The organism is Micromonospora wenchangensis (genome assembly GCF_002210435.1).
Lineage (GTDB): Bacteria > Actinomycetota > Actinomycetes > Mycobacteriales > Micromonosporaceae > Micromonospora > Micromonospora wenchangensis.
This window is the reverse complement of the sequence record NZ_MZMV01000018.1, coordinates 63,874-81,431: the sequence shown is the minus strand read 5'-3', so window position 1 is coordinate 81,431 and position 17,558 is coordinate 63,874. Positions and strand designations below refer to the sequence as shown.

Genomic DNA, 17,558 nt, shown 5'->3' with positions numbered 1-17,558 from the left:
CTGTCCCGACGGTCGACGCGGGGACCCCGCGCCGGTCAGGACCCCGACCGGTAGTGGCCGGTGAGCCGGCCCAGCTTCATCGCCAGGTGCAGGCACAACCGCTCGTTGCCGTCCTTGAGGTCGGTGTCGGCGAGCTGCTCGACCCGTTGCAGCCGGTAGTAGAGGGTGGTCCGGTGCAGCCGCAGCTTCTCGGCGGTGGCGTGGGCGTTGCCGGCCAGGTCGAGGTACGCCTCCAGGGTCTCCAGCAGCACCTGGTGGGCGTCGTCGCGCAGCAGCCGCTCCAGCCCGGGGTGCACCCCGGCGACGTCGAGGTCCCGGCCGTCGAGCTGCGACAACACCCGGTAGATGCCCAGGCCGGCCCAGGAGACCACCGGACCCAGCGCCGGCAGTTGCACGCCCACCCGGGCCGCCTGCACCGCCTCCCGGTAGGACTGCACCGCGTCGACCAGCCCCGGGCGGGGCTGACCGATCCCGGTCACCGTCCGCTCCACCGAGGACAGCCCCCGGGTCGCCTGCCGCAGCGCGTCGTCGAGATACCCGGCGGCGGCCTGCGGGGTGGGCCGGCCGGCGATCCGGCCGCCGCAGATCAGCAGCACGCCATGGTCCGGCCACACCATGTGCAGCGACTCCCGGACGCCGAGCCACCGGCGGGTCGCCACCAGCGCCTGCTCCAGGGCGATCCGGGCCACCTCGTCGGGGTGCCGCCCGTCGGCCGGGGCGAGCTGGGCCACCACCGCAGTGGTCGTGCCGTCGCCGGCGACCGTGCCCTCCTCCAGCAGCGCCCGGACGGCGTGCGCGCGGGCCTGCGGGCTCTCCACCAGCAGCGTCCGGGTGGCCTCGGACTCCCGCTGCGAGGCCAGCTCACCGAGCAGGTTCTCCCGGTAGAGGGCCAGTGACAGGTCGGTGAACGCGCCGGTCGCGGTGGCGATGTCGGCGTCGGTCATCGACCCGTCGTCGTCGATGAACCAGACGAAGCCGAGCAGCAGGTCGTCGTGCCAGATCGGTACGCAGACCCGGGGCAGCAGGTCGAGGTCGACGTCGGCCGGGGTACGCACCGGCTCACGGGCGGTGAGCACACCCATCCGGCGGAACCAGGCGATCACCTCCGGGGTGGTCTGCCGGCGCAGGATCGACATCCGGCGCACCTCGTCCATCGGACCGTCGTGTTCGCTGTAGACGACCACCCGCTGCCGCCGGTCCTCGATGAGGGCGGGACGCCCCACCCGGGCGGCGACGGCGTCGACTATGCGCTGAAGCTCACCATGCATGGATCTCCCCTGGTTGGCTGCGCGGCAGGGGGTGCGACAGCCGGTGCCCTACCCTCTGCGGCCGGTGGGCCTGTGCGCAAGGTCCACCGCGGATCTACCGACAAAAGGACGGCCCCCACGGCGACTGTTCCGGCAATTGTCCGAAGCACCGTGGTGATCGACGATCGTAAGGTTCCGGTGCGGTGGGCAGCGGGCCGCCGGCGCGCAGGAGGGAACGCCCGAGTGACAGCTGGTAGGCCCTGGCGGGGGGTGCTGGTCGCCGTCACCACGCCGTTCCGCGACGACCTCGGCGTCGACTTCGACCGGCTCCAGGAGCACGTGCGCTGGCTGGCCGGGGCGGGCTGCCACGGGGTGACGCCGTGCGCGTCGGTGGGGGAGTACCGGGCGCTGTCCGACGACGAGCGGGCCGACGTGGTGCGGGCCACGGTGCAGGCCGCCCCGCCGGGCTGCGCGGTGCTGCCCGGGGTCGGCGGGTACGGCAGCCGGCAGTCCCGCCGCTGGGCGGAGCAGGCCGCCGCCGCCGGGGCGCACGGGGTGCTCGCCCCACCCCCGGACGGCTATCCCGCAGGCGACGCCGACGTGGTCGCCCACTACCGGGAGGTGACCGCCGTCGGTCTGCCGGTGGTGGCGCACAACGACCCGTACGAGACCCGGGTGGACCTCACCCCGGAGCTGTTGGCCCGGGTCGCCGAGACCGACGGGATCGTCGCGGTCGAGGAGTTCTCCGGCGACGTACGGAGGGTGCACCGGATCAGGGACCTCTGCCCGCACGTGGACGTGCTGGCCGGCGCGGACGACGTGCTGCTGGAACTGGTGCTGTGCGGGGCCCGGGGCTGGGTGTCCGGCCTGTCCAACGCGCTGCCCCGGCCGGCCCTGCGCCTGTACGACCTGTGCGCCGCCGGTGACCTGGCCCGCGCGTTGCCGCTCTACGCCGAGCTGCACCCGGCCTTCGGCTGGGGCTCCCGGCCGGAGGCGGTGCAGGCGATCAAACTCGCGATGGACTCCGCCGGGCGGTTCGGTGGCCGGTGCCGTCCGCCGCGTGGGCCGCTGCCGCCGGCGGCCGCCGCCCGGCTGCGCCGGGACCTGGTCCGGGCCCTGTCGGTCACCGTCGACCCGGTCACCGACGGTCGTCCCCGCTGAACCCTGCGGCCGGCCGCGACCCGACGCCGGTCCTTCAGGTGTCGGAAGCCGCCCGGCCACCTGCCGACATCTGCACGGTGACCGGCCCCGGCCCGTCCTCCTAGATTCGCTGCGCGGCCCGGTGTGCGGGCGTCCCGGCAGCCACCCCTCGGGACGCCGGTCACCGGCGGCCGCGTCCCTCCCGACGAGAGGTGAACCCGTGCACCGTGCTCCTCGCAACACCCCCCGACTGCGGCGTCGTGTGCTGGCCGCGGTCCTGGCCGGCACGCTCGTGGCGACCGCCGCGACGCAGGCCGCCGCAGCCCCGGCCAACCCGGCCGGCGGCACCGCGCCGTTCCAGGTCCTCGACCCGCAGGCCTGGCAGAACCCCGACACCATGACCTGGGACGACTACCGGGCGGTGCCCGGTAAGAACTGGGCCGACCCGAGCGTGCGGGGCTCCATCCGCAACTTCAAGATCGCCCTGGTCGCGCTCGACTATCCGGACCAGACGTTCGCGGTGTCCCAGCGGGCCCGCTCGACGGTCTTCGGCAACCCCCAGTCGGTCGCGGCCAACATCCCCCGCGCCGACGTGCCGAAGTTCTACCAGGACTTCCTCAACACCCCGAACACCCTGAACAAGGGGCACACCCTGCACGAGTACTGGATGCAGGACTCCAACGGGCGCTACGGCGTGGACCTGGCCGGGTTCGGGCCGTACCAGATGCCGGCGAAGTCCTACCAGTACGGGCTGGACAACAGCTTCAACCCGGGTGCCTGCCCCAGCGGGGACACCTGCAACAAGAACATCCGCACCGACGGGCTGGGTGCCTGGCGGGCGGCCGTCGGTGACGCGGTCGCCAACCAGTACGAGCTGGTCTTCATCCTCAGCGCCGGGCAGGACGAGTCGTCCACCTGGCAGGAGTTCGGGCAGATGATCTTCCAGAACAAGGAGGACGTGCCGGACGCCTGGGGCCCGCCGGACCCGAACCTGCCGAACTGGGCCAAGACCCGCTACGTGGAGTGGACCTCCTGGAAGGCGGCGGCGACGCTGTGGCCCAACGCCGGTAGCGGCTCCTCCACCCAGGGGGAGAGTTCCGGCATGGGGGTGTACGCCCACGAGCTGACCCACCTGCTCGGCATCGGCGACAACTACAACAACCCGTACGGCGAGCCGTTACGCCGGGCGTACACCGGCATCTGGAGCATGATGTCGCGCGGGTCGTTCAACGGACCCGGTGGCCCGCACACCCGCTGGCAGATCCCGCCGACCAACGGCGGCTCGATGGGCTCGCTGCACACGGTGCGGGACAAGCTCAAGATCGGCCTGCTCGGTGAGGAACACGTGCTGCGGCTGTCCCGGGAGGCGCTGGCCTCGTCCGGGATGGTCACCGCCCAGGTGACCGCCCGCGCGGTCGATGCCGGCCCGAAGGGGCTGACCGGGGTGAACATCGCCCTGAACAAGGACCTCTCGCCGGCCTGCACGGTGGCCACGAACCCGCTGTGCGACGGCGGGAGCTTCAACAACTACACCATCGAGGTCGTCGACCGGATGGGGGCGGACTCGTTCACCCCGGACCGGGGCGTGCTGCTGAGCAAGACCAAGAACGCCGACAGCGCGCCGTTCCAGTGGGTGGTGGACGCCAACCCGCAGGACATCGACATGATCGACTTCTACCGGCCGGACGGCACCCCGCAGAAGATCACCATGGGTGACTACCGGCAGCTCTCCGACGCGCTGTTCCACGCCGGGGCGGACACCGGCAGCCAGTACGAGTACGTCGACGAGGCCAACCGGCTGCACTTCTACATCGTCGACCTCAAGCGGGACGCGGCCGGCTCGCTGTCGTACACGGTGGCGGTGCGGTCGCTGGACGGCACCGGGGGGCCGAGCACCCACGGCGTGTCCCTGGGCAAGGGTGAGGTGACCAGCACCGGCAAGCCCACCAACCGGGGCGTGACCTGCTCGTTCGAGCTGACCAACAGCGGCACGTACTCGGCCGGCGGCCAGCAGCACCCGGAGGACGCGACCGCGTACCTGAAGTCGGACGTCTACCGGCTCTCGGCGGAGGTGGCCGGCAAGGGCTGGCGGACCTGGCTGCCCAACCCGCTGGCCACCGCCCAGTTCGGCAAGTCCACCACCGTCCGGGTGTCGGTGGGGGCCACCGCCGCCGCGGCGGACACCGGCTTCGTCAAGCTCACCGCGACCTCGGAGAGCGACCCGTCGAAGACGGTGACCAAGCAGTGCCGGGTGGAGAAGTCCTGACCGGAATCGACCGACGTCGTGGGTCCGTGGTGGCGCAGGCCGCCACGGACCCACGGCACGGGTGGGAGGAGACCACGTGCGGCTGACCACGAGCGCCCGCCACGGCGTCGGCGCGCTGGCGATCCTGCTGCTGGCCGGGGCCGCCGGCTGCGGTGGCCCCGACGCCGGACCGGAGGCGGTCACCCCGACCACCGTCCGGGTCCTGGTCCGCGACATCAACATCCGGGCCGAGGGCGTGGACTGCGCCGGCACCGGACCGTACCTCTACTTCCACCACCGGGCGCCGTTCCGGGTGCTCGACCCCGACGGGGCGGCCCTGGTGACCGGGACGCTGCCGGCGGGCACGGCGGTCGCCGCGTTCGACGAGGACCTCGGGGTGGAACGGGTGCCGACGTACTGCGAGTTCGCGGTGCCGGTGCAGGTGCCGCAGCGCGCCGGGTACCGGCTGGAGGTGGCCGGCCGGCCGGCGCTCGACCTGACCCCGGACACCAGTGAGGGTCCGGCGCTGGTCGCGGTGGTGCCGGCGTGAGGCGGCTGCTCGCCGGGCTGCTGGCGGTGCTGGTGCTGGCCGGCTGCACCGCCCGACCGGCCGACCGGCCCGCACCGGCGGCGCTCGCCGGGGGCGCCGCGACGTTGCCCGGACCGGTCCCCGCCGACCTGGCGCTGCGCCCGCCGCCCGGCGACGCGCCGGCCGCCCCGGCGTTCACCGGCGGGCTGACCGACGGCACCCCGCTGACCGCCGCCCGGCTCTGGGCCGACCGCCCGGTGGTGTTCACCTTCTTCAGCTCCTGGTGCACCACCTGCGCCGACCGGCAGGACGCGCTGAGCGAGCTGGCGCGCCGGCACCGGGACCGGGTGGTCTTCGTCGGCGTGGCCGGTGCCGACCAGGCCGACGAGTTGCAGGACTACCTGCGGACGCACCGGGTGGAGTATCCCGTCGTGGTGGACGAACAGCAGACCGTCTGGCGGTCGTACGCGGTGCGCGAGCCACCGGCCGTGGTGCTGGTCGCGAAGGGCGGCGCGTTGCTGCGCGGCTGGCCGGGCGGCCTGGACGCGGCGGCGCTGGAGCAGCGGCTCGGGGAACTGGTGCTGGCCGGGTCCGGGTAGCGGACCCGGACCCGCTGGCGGCGGACCGACCGACGCCCGGTCGGTGGCGACGCGGTGGGCGTGGTGTCGATTCGATTCCGGTCGACCCCACGCCGCCGCGTCGCGTCCGCCTGTCCGCGTCCCGGCCGGCGTCGGTGTTCGTGCTGGTGAGGGACGGGGGATCGACCGGGGGGCCGGGTGTGGACGACCGTTCGGGCATCGGTTCTGACCGACAGGAACTTTTGTTCGTGCGAACAAAAGTTTCTCCGTCCGAGGTCTATCTTTAGCCGTCGGCCACCGTTAGTGTCCGGTTCACAGACGTAACACGGTTGACATCCCCCCTTGACCGAGCAGTCATCCACCGGGCCACGCGTATTCGGCGGCGCAGGTCCTTCGACCCTCCCAGCAGGACTCGCACGTCTCAGTGGCCCGTCAGGGCCACCCTCGAAAGGTGGAATTTGTGAACGAGGATCAGCGCCGCATGGCCTCCGACCCCCAGTACCGTGCCCAGGTCACCCGCCGTAAGCTGCTGGCCGCGTCGGCCGGCGCCGCCGCCGTGCTCGGCGCGGCCGGCCTGCCGGTGCTCCAGACCAAGGGTCCGGCCCGCGCGGACGGCAAGTGGCGGGTCGACCCGCTCATCCCGGAGCAGAACCGGGGCATCATCCTCTACAGCGTCCGGGACCGGATCTCCGCCGCCCCGGACGACAGCGGCGTGCCCTACGGCTTCGAGCGGGTGCTCGCCAGCCTCGCCGAGATGGGCTACAAGGAGATCGAGTTCGCCGGCTACAACCAGCACACCTCGATCCTGGGCCGGCAGATCACCCCGACCGAGATCCGCAAGATCCTGGACGACAACGGGCTGGTCGCCAACGGCACCCACACGTCGATCAACGCGGCCACCTTCCAGCAGCAGCTGGACATCGCCGAGGAACTCGGCATGAAGAACATCGGCACCGGCAGCGACCCGACCAACAGCGCCTACCAGTCCGACTGGGACGCCGCGGCCGACCTGTGGAACGAGCTTGGCCGGCAGGCCAAGGAGCGCAAGATGCGCCTCTACACCCACAACCACGACGTGGCCTACTCGTTCCTGCTCGACAGCGGCCCGCTGGACGCGAACGGAAAGCCGACCCGCTCCTCCGGCGTGCGCCGGCTGGAGTACTTCTTCGCCAAGACCGACCCGAAGTACGTCTACTTCGAGTGCGACATCTACTGGGCGTACGTGGCCCGGTTCAAGCACACCAAGTACACCAACTCGGCCGGCCAGCAGAAGACCTCGCTGTTCGACCCGATCCTGAACGTGGCCCGACGCACCAAGCGGTTCCCGCTGTTCCACGCCAAGGACGGCAACCGCAACTCCGCGCTGGCCAACGGCTACGAGATGATCCCGCTCGGTGAGGGCGACATCAACTTCCAGCAGTTCTTCCAGACCATCGGCGAGTCCGACTTCCACCACGCCAACTGGGAGATGGACACCGCCCCCGGCGGTGCCGCCAACCCGGGCCAGTCGCTGGACTTCGCCCGGCTCAGCTACGCCAACATGGCCGACCTGACCATCTACAACAAGGACTGACCCGCCGACGGCCGGCCACCGGCCGCAGCAGGGGCACCGACCGGCGGTCGCACCACCGCCGGCGGCACCGGAGGCGGCGGTCGCGTCCCCCGACGCGACCGCCACCTCCCGGGCCCGCCCCGAGGAGTCCGGGCCGCCCGGCGGTCCAGGACACCACCGGGCGTACCGCCCCGGCGGGCCCTCCCACCACGTGACCTCTTCCGACCCGTGACCCCGGGCCGCGCCGCCGCGCGCCCCCGGCACGGGCCCTGGCCGTACGCAGCTCCCCGGTCGGCGAACCGCACGGGGTCGGGACGGCGTAGTCCCGTCCCCACCGGAGAGCGAGACGCAGCACCGCACCAACCCGGGTGGCCCCGGCACCCGCCCGGAGCAGGCAGCACATCGTCCCCCACCGGAGGAACCAGATGGCAAGATCGGTACACCGATGGCTCGCCGCGATCGCAGGGGTCGGGATCGTCGTCCCGCTCGCCGCGACCGCTCCCGCGTTGGCCCAGCCGGCCCAGGACACGCCAAGCGTCCTGGTGTTCACCAAGACCGACGGTGAGCGTCACCCGTCGATCGACAAGGGCGTCAACGCGATCCGCACCCTGGGCAACGGCAACGGCTTCACCGTCGACGTCACCCAGAACTCGACCGCCTTCTCCGACGACAACCTGGCCAGCTACGGCGCGGTCGTCTTCCTCAACACCACCGGCGACGTGCTCAACAGCGGCCAGGAGGCGGCCTTCGAGCGCTACATCCGCAACGGCGGCGGCTACCTCGGCGTGCACGCCGCGGTGGAGGCCGAGCCGTCGTGGACGTTCTACCGCGACATCGTCGGCACCACCGCCGCCGGTACGGCGTCGAGCGGGCCGGGGCTCATCGACGTGGCCGACCGGGCGCACCCGGCGAGCAAGCCGCTCGCCCGGCAGCTCACCCTCAACGACCAGTGGTACAACTTCACCACCAACGTCCGGGGCACCGCGCACGTGCTGGCCACGGTGGACGAGAAGACGTTCACCGGCGGCACCATGGGCTACGACCACCCGATCTCCTGGTGCAAGGACTTCCAGGGCGGCCGGTCGTTCTACACCGGGCTCGGCGACTCCGCCGACACGTACGCCAACGGTGCGTTCCGCAAGCACCTGCTCGGCGCGATCCAGTGGTCGGCCGGCATGGTCCAGGGCGACTGCGGCGCGACGGTCAAGGCCAACTACGAGAAGGTCATCCTCAACGACGAGCCGGGCGAGCCGATGACCCTGTCGGTGCTGCCCGACGGTCGGGTGCTGCACAACACCCGGGCCGGCGAGATCCGGCTCTACGACCCGGAGACCGGCGCGAGCCCGGTCATCACCACCATCCCGGTGTACCAGCACGACGAGGACGGCCTCCAGTCGGTCACCATCGGCCCGGACTTCGCCACCGACAAGTGGGTGTACGCCTACTACGCGCCGAAGCTCGACACGCCCACCACGGACGCGCCGACGACCAGCACCGACCCGACGGCCTGGGACGTCTACAAGGGGCACAACCAGCTCTCCCGGTTCAAGTTCGTGGAGGAGCCGACCCCGCACCTGGACCTGGCCAGCGAGCAGAAGATCATGAAGGTCGACACCGACCGGGGCATCTGCTGCCACGTCGCCGGTGAGGTCAAGTTCGACGGCAAGGGCCTGCTCTACCTGGTCACCGGCGACGACACCAACGCCGGTGGCTCGGACGGCTTCACCCCGATCAACGAGTCGCCGACCCAGGGGCCGGGCTACGACGCCCAGCGGTCCGCCGGCAACACCAACGACCTGCGGGGCAAGGTGCTGCGGATCAAGGTGAAGGCGGACGGGTCGTACAGCATCCCGGCCGGTAACCTGTTCCCCGAGGCCGAGGACCGGGACGACCAGACCCGCCCGGAGATCTTCCTGATGGGCCTGCGCAACCCGTTCCGCTTCGACGTGGACTCCCGGGGCTTCGTCTACATCGGCGACTACTCGCCGGACTCGCAGACGCCGAACCCGGCGCGGGGCCCGGAGGGCACCGGCCGGTGGATCTCCACCAACAAGGCGGGCAACTTCGGCTGGCCGTACTGCTACTCGCCGACGCTGCCGTACATCGACTACGACTTCGTCACCAAGCAGTCCAAGGGCGCGTTCAACTGCGCCGCGCCGGTGAACGACTCGCCGCGCAACACCGGCCGTCGGGTCCTCCCGCCGGTGCAGGACCCGCAGCTCAATTACACCTTCCGGGCCACCACCACCTGCGCCGAGGCGTACCTGAGCACCCCGCCCGGCACCTGTGAGTTCCAGTGGCCGGTGCTCGGCACCGGTGGCGTCGGCCCGATGGGCGGCCCGGTCTACAAGTACGACGCCGCGCTGGACTCCGCGACCAAGTTCCCGGAGTACTACCAGGACGCGGTGGTCTTCGGGGAGTTCACCCGGGACAAGATCTTCATGATGCGCACCAACGGCAGCGGCAAGCTGGTCGGGGTGGAGCAGTTCCTGCCGGGCTTCGTCTTCGACAACCCGATGGACATGGAGTTCGGCCCGGACGGCAACCTCTACCTGCTGGAGTACGGCGACGGCTTCTTCCGGGCCAACCCGGACGCCGCGCTGTCGGTGATCCGCTACGCCAAGGGCACCCGCGCCCCGGTGGCGGAGCTGAAGGCCAGCCCGACCTCCGGGCAGGCGCCGCTGACCGTGCAGTTCTCCGCCGAGGGCTCCTACGACGCGGACCCGGGCGAGACCATCACCTACGCCTGGGACTTCGACGGCAACGGCACCACCGACTCGACCGACCGGGACGCGTCGCACACCTACACCACCAACGGGGTGTTCACCGCCAAGCTGACGGTCACCGACACCAGCGGCAAGACCGCGGTGCTCACCCGCGAGATCACCGTGGGCAACACCGCGCCCACGGTGAAGGTCACCTCGCCGCTGTCGGGCACCTTCTTCAACTGGGGTGACACCGTGCCGTGGACGGTCACCGTGACCGACCCCGAGGACGGCCCGATCGACTGCAGCCGGGTCACGGTCTCCTTCGTGCTCGGCCACGACACCCACGGCCACGGCATGAGCGACGCCAACGGCTGCTCGGGCTCGTTCGAGACCCCGGCCGACGGCGCCGACCACGCCGGTGGCTACCTGTACGGCGCGATCAGCGCCACCTACACCGACAAGGGTGCCAACGGTCAGCCGGCGCTGTCCGCGCTCGACCAGATCGTCCTGCAGACCTTCCGGCAGCAGGCCGAGTTCGCCCAGGTCCAGCAGGGCGTCACCCTGGCCAACACCACCGACGCCGGTGGCGGCCAGCACGTGTCCGGCATCGACAACGGTGACCACATCGCGCTCGACCCGATCAACCTGGGCGGGATCGACAAGATCACCTTCCGGTACGCCGGTGGCTCCACGGCCACCGCCGGAACCCCGCGCGGCATCGTCGAACTGCGGCTCGACTCGCCGACCGGTGAGCTGGTGACCAGCGCGACGCTCAACGCGACCACCGGCACCAGCGCCTGGGCCAGCCAGACCTTCCCGGTCAGCCAGGCGGCCGGCACCCACGCGCTCTACCTGGTCTTCAAGCCCGTCTCCGGCGGACCCACGACCAGCCTGTTCAACCTCAACTGGGTGGAGTTCGGCGGCCCGACCTCCTGACGTCACCCTCCGGTCGCCGGGAGGACGGAGACTCCGTCCTCCCGGCGGCGTATCGGCACCGGGCGGTCACCGGCGGTCGACCGGTCGGCACCGCGGGTGTCCGACCTGACCGGTCACCGCGGGTGGCCGGTCAGGTCTGACTGACCGGCCAGTGGCCGGCCGAACGTCGATCATCTAGCGTCCCGTGCGCCGGGGGCCGCGCCACCGCCCCGGTGGTCAGCGAAAACGAGGGGGGACAGTGCCGTTCCGTAACGACGCCGCCGACCGGGGAGAGCAACTGCGCCCCGACCGCTCGGGGCCGAGCCTGACCCGCCCGCCGGCCTGGCGTCCCCTGCGCGTGGCGATGATCGGCCAGAAGGGCGTGCCGGCCACCTACGGGGGGATCGAACGGCACGTCGAGGAGGTGGCCAGCCGGCTGGCCGGGCTCGGCCACGAGGTGACCGTCTACTGCCGGGACAGCTACGGCGCGGTGGAGGCGACCCGGCACCGGGGCATCCGGCTGCGGCGGGCCCGGACCGTGCCCAGCAAGCACCTCGACGCCATCGTGCACTCGGCCACCTCCACCCTGGCGGCGCTGACCGAGCGCCCCGACATCGTGCACTACCACGGTCTCGGCCCGGTGCTGACCGCGCCGCTGGCCCGCTACGCCTCCCGCGCCCGGGTGGTGCTCACCGTGCACGGGCTGGACAACCAGCGCGACAAGTGGGGCCGGGCGGCGCGGGCCGTGCTCGGCACCGCGTACCGGCTCAGCGGGCACCTGCCCGACGCCCGGGTGACCGTGTCCCGGGGCCTCGCGGAGCACTACACCAGCCGGTTCGGCCGACCCGCCCGCTACATTCCCAACGGCGTGGCCGCCCCCACCCACCGGCCGCCCCGGGAACTGTCCCGCTTCGGCCTGCGCCCCGGCGGCTACCTGCTGCTGGTCGGCCGGCTCGTCCCGGAGAAGGCCGCCGACCTGCTCGTCCGGGCGTTCCGGCGACTCCCCACCGACCTGCGGCTGGCCATCGTCGGCGGCTCCGCGTTCACCGACGGCTACGTCGCCCGGCTCCGCGAGGCCGCCGGCGACGACCCGCGCATCGTGTTCACCGACTTCGTCTACGGCGACGTGCTGGCCGAGTTGTACTCGCACGCCGCCGCCTTCGTGCAGCCGTCCCGCCTGGAGGGGCTGCCGCTGACCGTGCTGGAGGCCGCCTCGTACGGGCTGCCGGTGGTGGCCAGCGACATCGAACCGCACCGTGAGGTGCTCGACCGCGACGGGCCGGGGCAGCGGCTGTTCCGCGACGGTGACGTCGACGACCTGCTGCGGGCGCTGGGCACGGTGACCGCCGACCTGCCGGCCGAACGGGCCGGCGCGGCCGTGCTGCGCGACCGGGTGCTCGCCGAGTACAGCTGGGACGCCGCCGCCCGTGAGCTGGAGAGACTCTACTTCTCGCTGGCCCTGCGCGCCCCCCGCCCCGGGGAACCGGACGTTGGGTCGCCCACGGTCGGCGTAACGGCCCATGTCCCCCGACCTCGGCGACCGTTAGATTAGGCCGTTCCTCCGGCCGTCGGCGGCGACCGGCAACAGTTCCCAGGAAACGAGTGGTCGGCGAGCGGTGGACGGACAGCGACACGGCACGGAGGGCGGCCTCGCCCTGCCCGGGGGCGGGCGACGACGGTGGTCCATTGGTGATCCGACCGCCCGCCTGCTGACCGTCGGCGCGGCCCTGCTGTGCGCCGTGGTGGCGCTCGGTGTCGGCCTGACCGCGTCCGGTGGCGGCCGGGTCGGCGCGGTGCTGCCCCTGGTGGTCCTCGCCGGACTGGCCGTCGGCGTGCTCGCGCTCACCCGGTTCGCGGCGTACGTGCTGCTGATGCTGGCGGTCCGCTCCTGCGTCGACCTGTTCAAGCTCAGCGGCCCGACCGCCGGCCGGGCCGACGGCGCGGCGGCGACCCGGGCGATGGACCCGTCGACGATCCTCGCGGTGCTGTTCCTGCTCGCCGCCGGCCTCTGGCTCGCCGCCCAGCTCCGCCAGCGGGGCCGGCTGCGCGGCTCGCCGCTCGGCGTGGCGATGCTGATGGTCGGGGCCACCTGCCTGGTCAGCGCGGCGGGGGCGGCCCAGCCGGTGCCCAGCGCCCTGGAGGCGCTGCGGATCGGCACCGTGGTGGTGATGTTCGTGGTCCTGGAGCAGCTGATGCCGGACCTGCCGGCGGTCCGCCGGGTGCTGCTCGCCGCGTACGCCTCGCTGGCGCTGGCGGTCGGCTACACCGCCGTGCTGTCCCTGCTCGGGCACCCACCGGCCGAGATCAAGGGGGACTTCACCCGGATCAGCGGCCCGTTCAGCCAGTCCACCACCTTCGGCCGCTACCTGATGTTCATGGTGATCTTCGGATTCGGCATCCACCGCTACCTGAGCCGCCGGCTACGGCTCGGCCTCGGCGTGCTGCTCGCCGCGTCGCTGCTGTTCCTGCTGCTCACCAACACCCGCAGCGCGATCCTCGGGGCGGGGCTGGGCCTGCTGGTGGTGGCGGTGCTGCACCGCAGCCGGCGGATGCTGGTGGCGCTCTGCCTGGTCGCGGTGGCCGGGGTGGCGCTGCTGCCGAGCGTGGCGCACCGCTTCGGGCAGCTCGCCGACAGCACCGCCGTGGGCGGCGGCCCGACCGGCAACACCCTCGCCTGGCGGGTCGGCTACTGGTCGGAGATCGTGTCGCTGGCCAACCGCAACCCGGTCACCGGGATCGGCCCCAACATGACCAAGTTCGAGGCCGACGAGGCGAAGAAGCCGCACAACGACTTCCTGCGCGCGTACGTGGAGACCGGGCTGGCCGGGCTGCTGGCGTACCTGGCGATGATGGCGCTGTGCCTGCACACCGGGCTGAACGCGCTGCGCCGCGCCCCACCGGGGAGCCTCGGCCGGGGGATCGCGGTCGGGTTCCTGGGCTGCGCGGTCGCCTTCGTCGCGGTCAGCGCGGCATCCAACGTGATCTCGAACGTGGTCACCCTGTGGTATTTCGCGGCGTTCGCCGCGGCAGCCGGCGCGGTCGCCCGGGGGCTACCGGCCGAGCCGTCCCGGGCGGCGACGCCCCGACCGGTGACGACCGGGTGGCACAACCGATGAAGCAACGAGCAGTGGGGAGCAGCAGGGTGGAGATCGTCGACTATCTGCGGGTCGCGCGGCGTCGACTCTGGCTGCTGGTGGGGATTCCGCTGGTGGCCGGGGCGGCGGCCGCGCTGGTCGTGCTGCTCGGCCCGCAGCAGTACGCGGCCACCTCGTACGTCGCCGCGCCCGCTCTGGTCGGCGGCAGCGCGGCCCAGCAGTACACCGGCACCCAGGCGGCCAACCAGTTCGCGGCGGCCTTCGCCGCGGCGGTGACCTCCCCGCAGGTGGTCGACCAGGTGGCCGCCGACACCGGGGTCCCCGCCGACGCGCTGCGCGACGGCCTGGCGGTCAAGCAGGTCGGGGCGAGCAGTCAGCTCACCGTCACCTACACCACCGCCGACCGGTCCACCGTCGCCTCGGTGCTCGCCGCGACCGGCAAGCGGGCCCTGGCCTTCCTGTTCGCCAGCCAGGTCGGCATCGCGACCGACGAGGTGAAGACGGCCACCGACGAGCTGACCACCGCCACCCGGGCGATCAACGACTGGGAGAAGACCAACAAGGTCAGCCAGCCCGACAAGCTCTACCAGTCGACCCTCCAGGAGATCGCCAGCCTGCGACAGCAGCAGTTGCAGATGCAGGCGGTCGGCAACACCCGGGGCGCCAACGCCGCCGCCGAGTCGATCAGCGCCGGGCAGAAGCGGCTCGACGCGCTCGGCCCGAAACTGCCCGACTACCAGGCGCTGCTCGCGCAACGCGACAGCGCCACCAGCGCGTTGGCCTCGGCCCGGCAGGGGCTGCAACAGGCCCGCGCCCAGTCCCAGGCCGCCGACCCGGAGAAGGTGACGAGCGTCGGCGAGGTGCAGCCGGTGTCCCGGGCCAAGGCGCTCGTCGCCCTGGTGCTGCCGGTGTCCGGTGCCGGCCTGCTGCTGGCCGTGCTGCTGGTGGCGGTGCTGGAGTGGCTGCCGCGCAGCCGCCGGGCCGGTCAGCAGCCGGCGGTCGGCCGGGCCGCCCCGGCGCTGACCGGCGGGCGGCGTGGCGGCGACGACACGGTGGTGCTGCCGGTCGTCACCTCGACCGTGCCCGAGCAGCACCGACGCCGGTAGGTGGCGGTGTCGCACGCGTCCGCGCAGGGCGACAGGCACGTCCGGGGGATGGCCCGCGGTGGCGGGCTCAACCTGCTCGGCGCCCTGCTCAGCCAGGCGGCCGTCTTCCTGATCATGCTGCTGCTGGCCCGGGTGCTGGGCATCCGGGAGGTCGGCCGGTACGCCCAGTGCTACGCCGTGCTGTCGCTGGCCGGGCTGCTGTCGCTGTCCGGGTTCCGGGCCGGCCTCACCCGGTTCGTGGCGGTGCACCTGGCCGACGCGGACGCCCCGGCGCTGCGCGGCACCATCCGGTTGGGACTGGCCGTCTCGGCCGGCTCGTCGGTCGTCCTCGCCGGGGCGCTGGCGGCGGGCGCACCGTGGCTCGCCGACCGGCTGCACGACCCGGGGCTGGTCACCGGGCTGCGGCTGGTCGCGCTGACCCTGCCCGCCTCGACGATCTGCGAGGCGGCCCTGGCGGCGACCCGGGGCTGGCGCACCCAGCGGCCGTTCACCTTCATCGGCCAGCTCTACGAGCCGGGCACCCGGCTGCTGCTCACCGCGCTCGCGCTGCTCACCGGGGCCGGGCTGACCGGGGCGTTCTGGGCGCTGGTGGTGGCCGGCTGGTCGGCCGCCCTGCTCGCCCTGCTGGCGCTGGGCCGGCTGGTGCGCCGGGTGCCGCCGGCCCGCCCGGTGCACCGGCCGGGGGAGCTGTTCCGCTTCTCCACGGTCAGCTGGGTGTCGTCGCTGTCGTCGACCGGGCTGATCTGGGTCGACACCCTGCTGCTCGGTTTCTTCGCCAACCCCGACATCGGCGTGTACAACGTCGCCACCCGGCTGGTCACCGTCGCCATCTTCGTGCTCGCCCCGGTCAACGCGGCGTTCGGCCCGTACCTGGCGCACCTTTACCACCGGGGGGACCTCGACGACGTCCGCCGGGTCTACGCGGTGGCCACCGGCTGGGTGGTGCGGCTGTCGCTGCCGGCGTTCGTGGCGCTGCTGGTGCTCCCCGGCGACCTGCTGCGGGTCTTCGGCGGCGAGGTCGCCACCGGCGCGGCGGTGACCGTGGTCCTCGCCCTCGGCCAGCTCGTCAACGCCGCCACCGGCCCGTGCGGCACGGTGCTGAACATGTCCGGCCGGGTGGCCCTCAACATGGCCGACAACCTGGTCGCCCTGGTGCTCAACGTGCTGCTCAACCTGTGGCTCATCCCCGCCTACGGGATCGTCGGCGCGGCGGCGGCGTGGAGCGCCTCGCTGATCGTGGTCAACATCGCCCGGGTGGTGCAGGTCCGCTACCTGACCGGCGCGCTGCCGTTCACCGCCGGGATGGCCAAGGGGCTCGCCGCCGGGGTGGCCGCGCTGGCCGCCGGGCTGCTGGTGCGCTGGCTGGTGCCGGGCTGGCCGTGGCGGCCGGTCGCCGGGCTGGCCACCATCGTGGCCGTCTACCTGGGGGCCGTGCTGGCGCTGGGACTGAGCCGGGAGGATCTGATGGTGCTGCGTACCCTGGCCCGCCGACGCCGCCGCGGCGACCCCGCCGCGGACACCCCGGACGTCGTCCCGCCCCCCGCCGGGGTGGACGGGGTCGAGCGGGACACCTCCGGCCGGGTGGTGTCGCGGTGAGCGCGGGACCGCGCCGGGCCACCGTGGACCGGCTGCGTCGGGTGGTACGCGGCACCCGCGCCTGGGGACGCGCGGCGCTGCCCGGCCGGGTCGGCGCGCTACCCGACTTCCTGATCATCGGTGGGCAGCGGTGCGGCACCACCTCGCTGCACCACTACCTCGCCGCGCACCCCGACGTGCGGGCCGCCACCGGCAAGGAACTCCAGTTCTTCAGTCTGCACTTCGGGCGGGGGACCCGCTGGTACCGGGCGCACTTCCCGCCGGCCGCCCCCGGCCGGCGCAGCTTCGAGGCCAGCCCCTACTACCTGTTCCACCCCGGGGTGCCGGCCCGGGTGGCGGCGACGCTGCCCGAGGCCCGGTTCGTGGCGCTGCTGCGTGACCCGGTCGAGCGGGCCTACTCGCACTACCTGCACACCCGCTCGTACGGGGTGGAGCCGTTGGGCTTCGCCGAGGCGCTCGCCGCCGAACCGGGGCGGCTGGCCGAGGCGCTGGTCGACGGGCCGGACACCCCGGCGGCGCACCACGCGCTGCGCAACTTCTCCTACGCCGCGCGGGGCCGCTACGCCGAACAGCTCGACCGCTGGTACGCCCACCTGCCCGCCGACCGGCTGCACGTGATCCGCAGCGAGGACCTGTACGCCGACCCGGCCGGCACGTACGCCGGGGCGCTGCGGTTCCTCGGGCTGGCCCCGTTCACCCCGGCGGAGTTCGCCAGGCACACCCGGCGGACGGACACCGGCCCGTCGCAGCTCACCGCCGAACTGCGGGCCGAACTGGCCGCCGGGTTCGCCCCGCACAACGCCCGCCTGGCGGACCTGCTCGGCTGGCCGCGTACCTGGTGAGCGGG

General features: G+C 72.9%; 12 protein-coding genes. 11 read left to right on the top strand and 1 reads right to left on the bottom strand.

The window, feature by feature from the left end; genetic code table 11:
* Window positions 1-35: 35 nt before the first annotated feature.
* A complete protein-coding gene (locus B5D80_RS13340; RefSeq protein ID WP_144081654.1) occupies window positions 36-1,268 on the bottom strand; it encodes a PucR family transcriptional regulator in 1,233 nt (410 codons plus the stop codon).
* A 222-nt stretch (window positions 1,269-1,490) separates the two neighbouring features.
* Here B5D80_RS13340 and B5D80_RS13335 point away from each other — a divergent pair, with 222 nt between their 5' ends.
* The 11 genes from B5D80_RS13335 (at window position 1,491) to B5D80_RS13285 (ending at window position 17,553) form a co-directional block, all read left to right on the top strand.
* On the top strand, window positions 1,491-2,408 hold the full coding sequence (locus B5D80_RS13335; protein WP_088644170.1) for a dihydrodipicolinate synthase family protein: 918 nt from the start codon (window positions 1,491-1,493) through the stop codon (window positions 2,406-2,408).
* A 199-nt stretch (window positions 2,409-2,607) separates the two neighbouring features.
* Window positions 2,608-4,653 carry a M6 family metalloprotease domain-containing protein gene (locus tag B5D80_RS13330; RefSeq protein WP_245854522.1) on the top strand — a complete coding sequence of 682 codons (2,046 nt, stop codon included), beginning with the start codon at window positions 2,608-2,610 and terminating at the stop codon, window positions 4,651-4,653.
* A gap of 76 nt (window positions 4,654-4,729) precedes the next feature.
* On the top strand, window positions 4,730-5,182 hold the full coding sequence (locus tag B5D80_RS13325; RefSeq protein ID WP_088644169.1) for a hypothetical protein: 453 nt from the start codon (window positions 4,730-4,732) through the stop codon (window positions 5,180-5,182).
* Window positions 5,179-5,760 (top strand): TlpA family protein disulfide reductase, encoded by a 582-nt coding sequence (locus tag B5D80_RS13320; protein WP_088644168.1) that lies wholly within the window; start codon window positions 5,179-5,181, stop codon window positions 5,758-5,760. The genes B5D80_RS13325 and B5D80_RS13320 overlap by 4 nt, the downstream gene beginning before the upstream one ends.
* Window positions 5,761-6,199: 439 nt before the next feature.
* A complete protein-coding gene (locus B5D80_RS13315) occupies window positions 6,200-7,312 on the top strand; it encodes a sugar phosphate isomerase/epimerase family protein (RefSeq protein ID WP_245854519.1) in 1,113 nt (370 codons plus the stop codon).
* 404 nt (window positions 7,313-7,716) lie between these two features.
* A complete protein-coding gene (locus B5D80_RS13310) occupies window positions 7,717-10,935 on the top strand; it encodes a ThuA domain-containing protein (protein WP_088644166.1) in 3,219 nt (1,072 codons plus the stop codon).
* Window positions 10,936-11,173: 238 nt separating this feature from the next.
* Window positions 11,174-12,466, top strand: coding sequence for a glycosyltransferase family 4 protein (locus tag B5D80_RS13305; RefSeq protein ID WP_088644165.1), 1,293 nt, complete (start codon window positions 11,174-11,176; stop codon window positions 12,464-12,466).
* Window positions 12,467-12,530: 64 nt separating this feature from the next.
* Window positions 12,531-14,030 carry an O-antigen ligase family protein gene (locus tag B5D80_RS13300; protein ID WP_088644164.1) on the top strand — a complete coding sequence of 500 codons (1,500 nt, stop codon included), beginning with the start codon at window positions 12,531-12,533 and terminating at the stop codon, window positions 14,028-14,030.
* 11 nt (window positions 14,031-14,041) lie between these two features.
* Window positions 14,042-15,115, top strand: coding sequence for a Wzz/FepE/Etk N-terminal domain-containing protein (locus tag B5D80_RS13295; RefSeq protein ID WP_158224167.1), 1,074 nt, complete (start codon window positions 14,042-14,044; stop codon window positions 15,113-15,115).
* A 6-nt stretch (window positions 15,116-15,121) separates the two neighbouring features.
* Window positions 15,122-16,711: an oligosaccharide flippase family protein gene (locus B5D80_RS13290; RefSeq protein WP_144081653.1), complete on the top strand. Its 1,590-nt coding sequence runs from the start codon at window positions 15,122-15,124 to the stop codon at window positions 16,709-16,711.
* Complete coding sequence (locus B5D80_RS13285; protein WP_158224166.1) at window positions 16,708-17,553, top strand: sulfotransferase family protein; 846 nt, start codon at window positions 16,708-16,710, stop codon at window positions 17,551-17,553. Before B5D80_RS13290 ends, B5D80_RS13285 begins: the two co-directional genes overlap by 4 nt.
* Window positions 17,554-17,558: the final 5 nt, after the last annotated feature.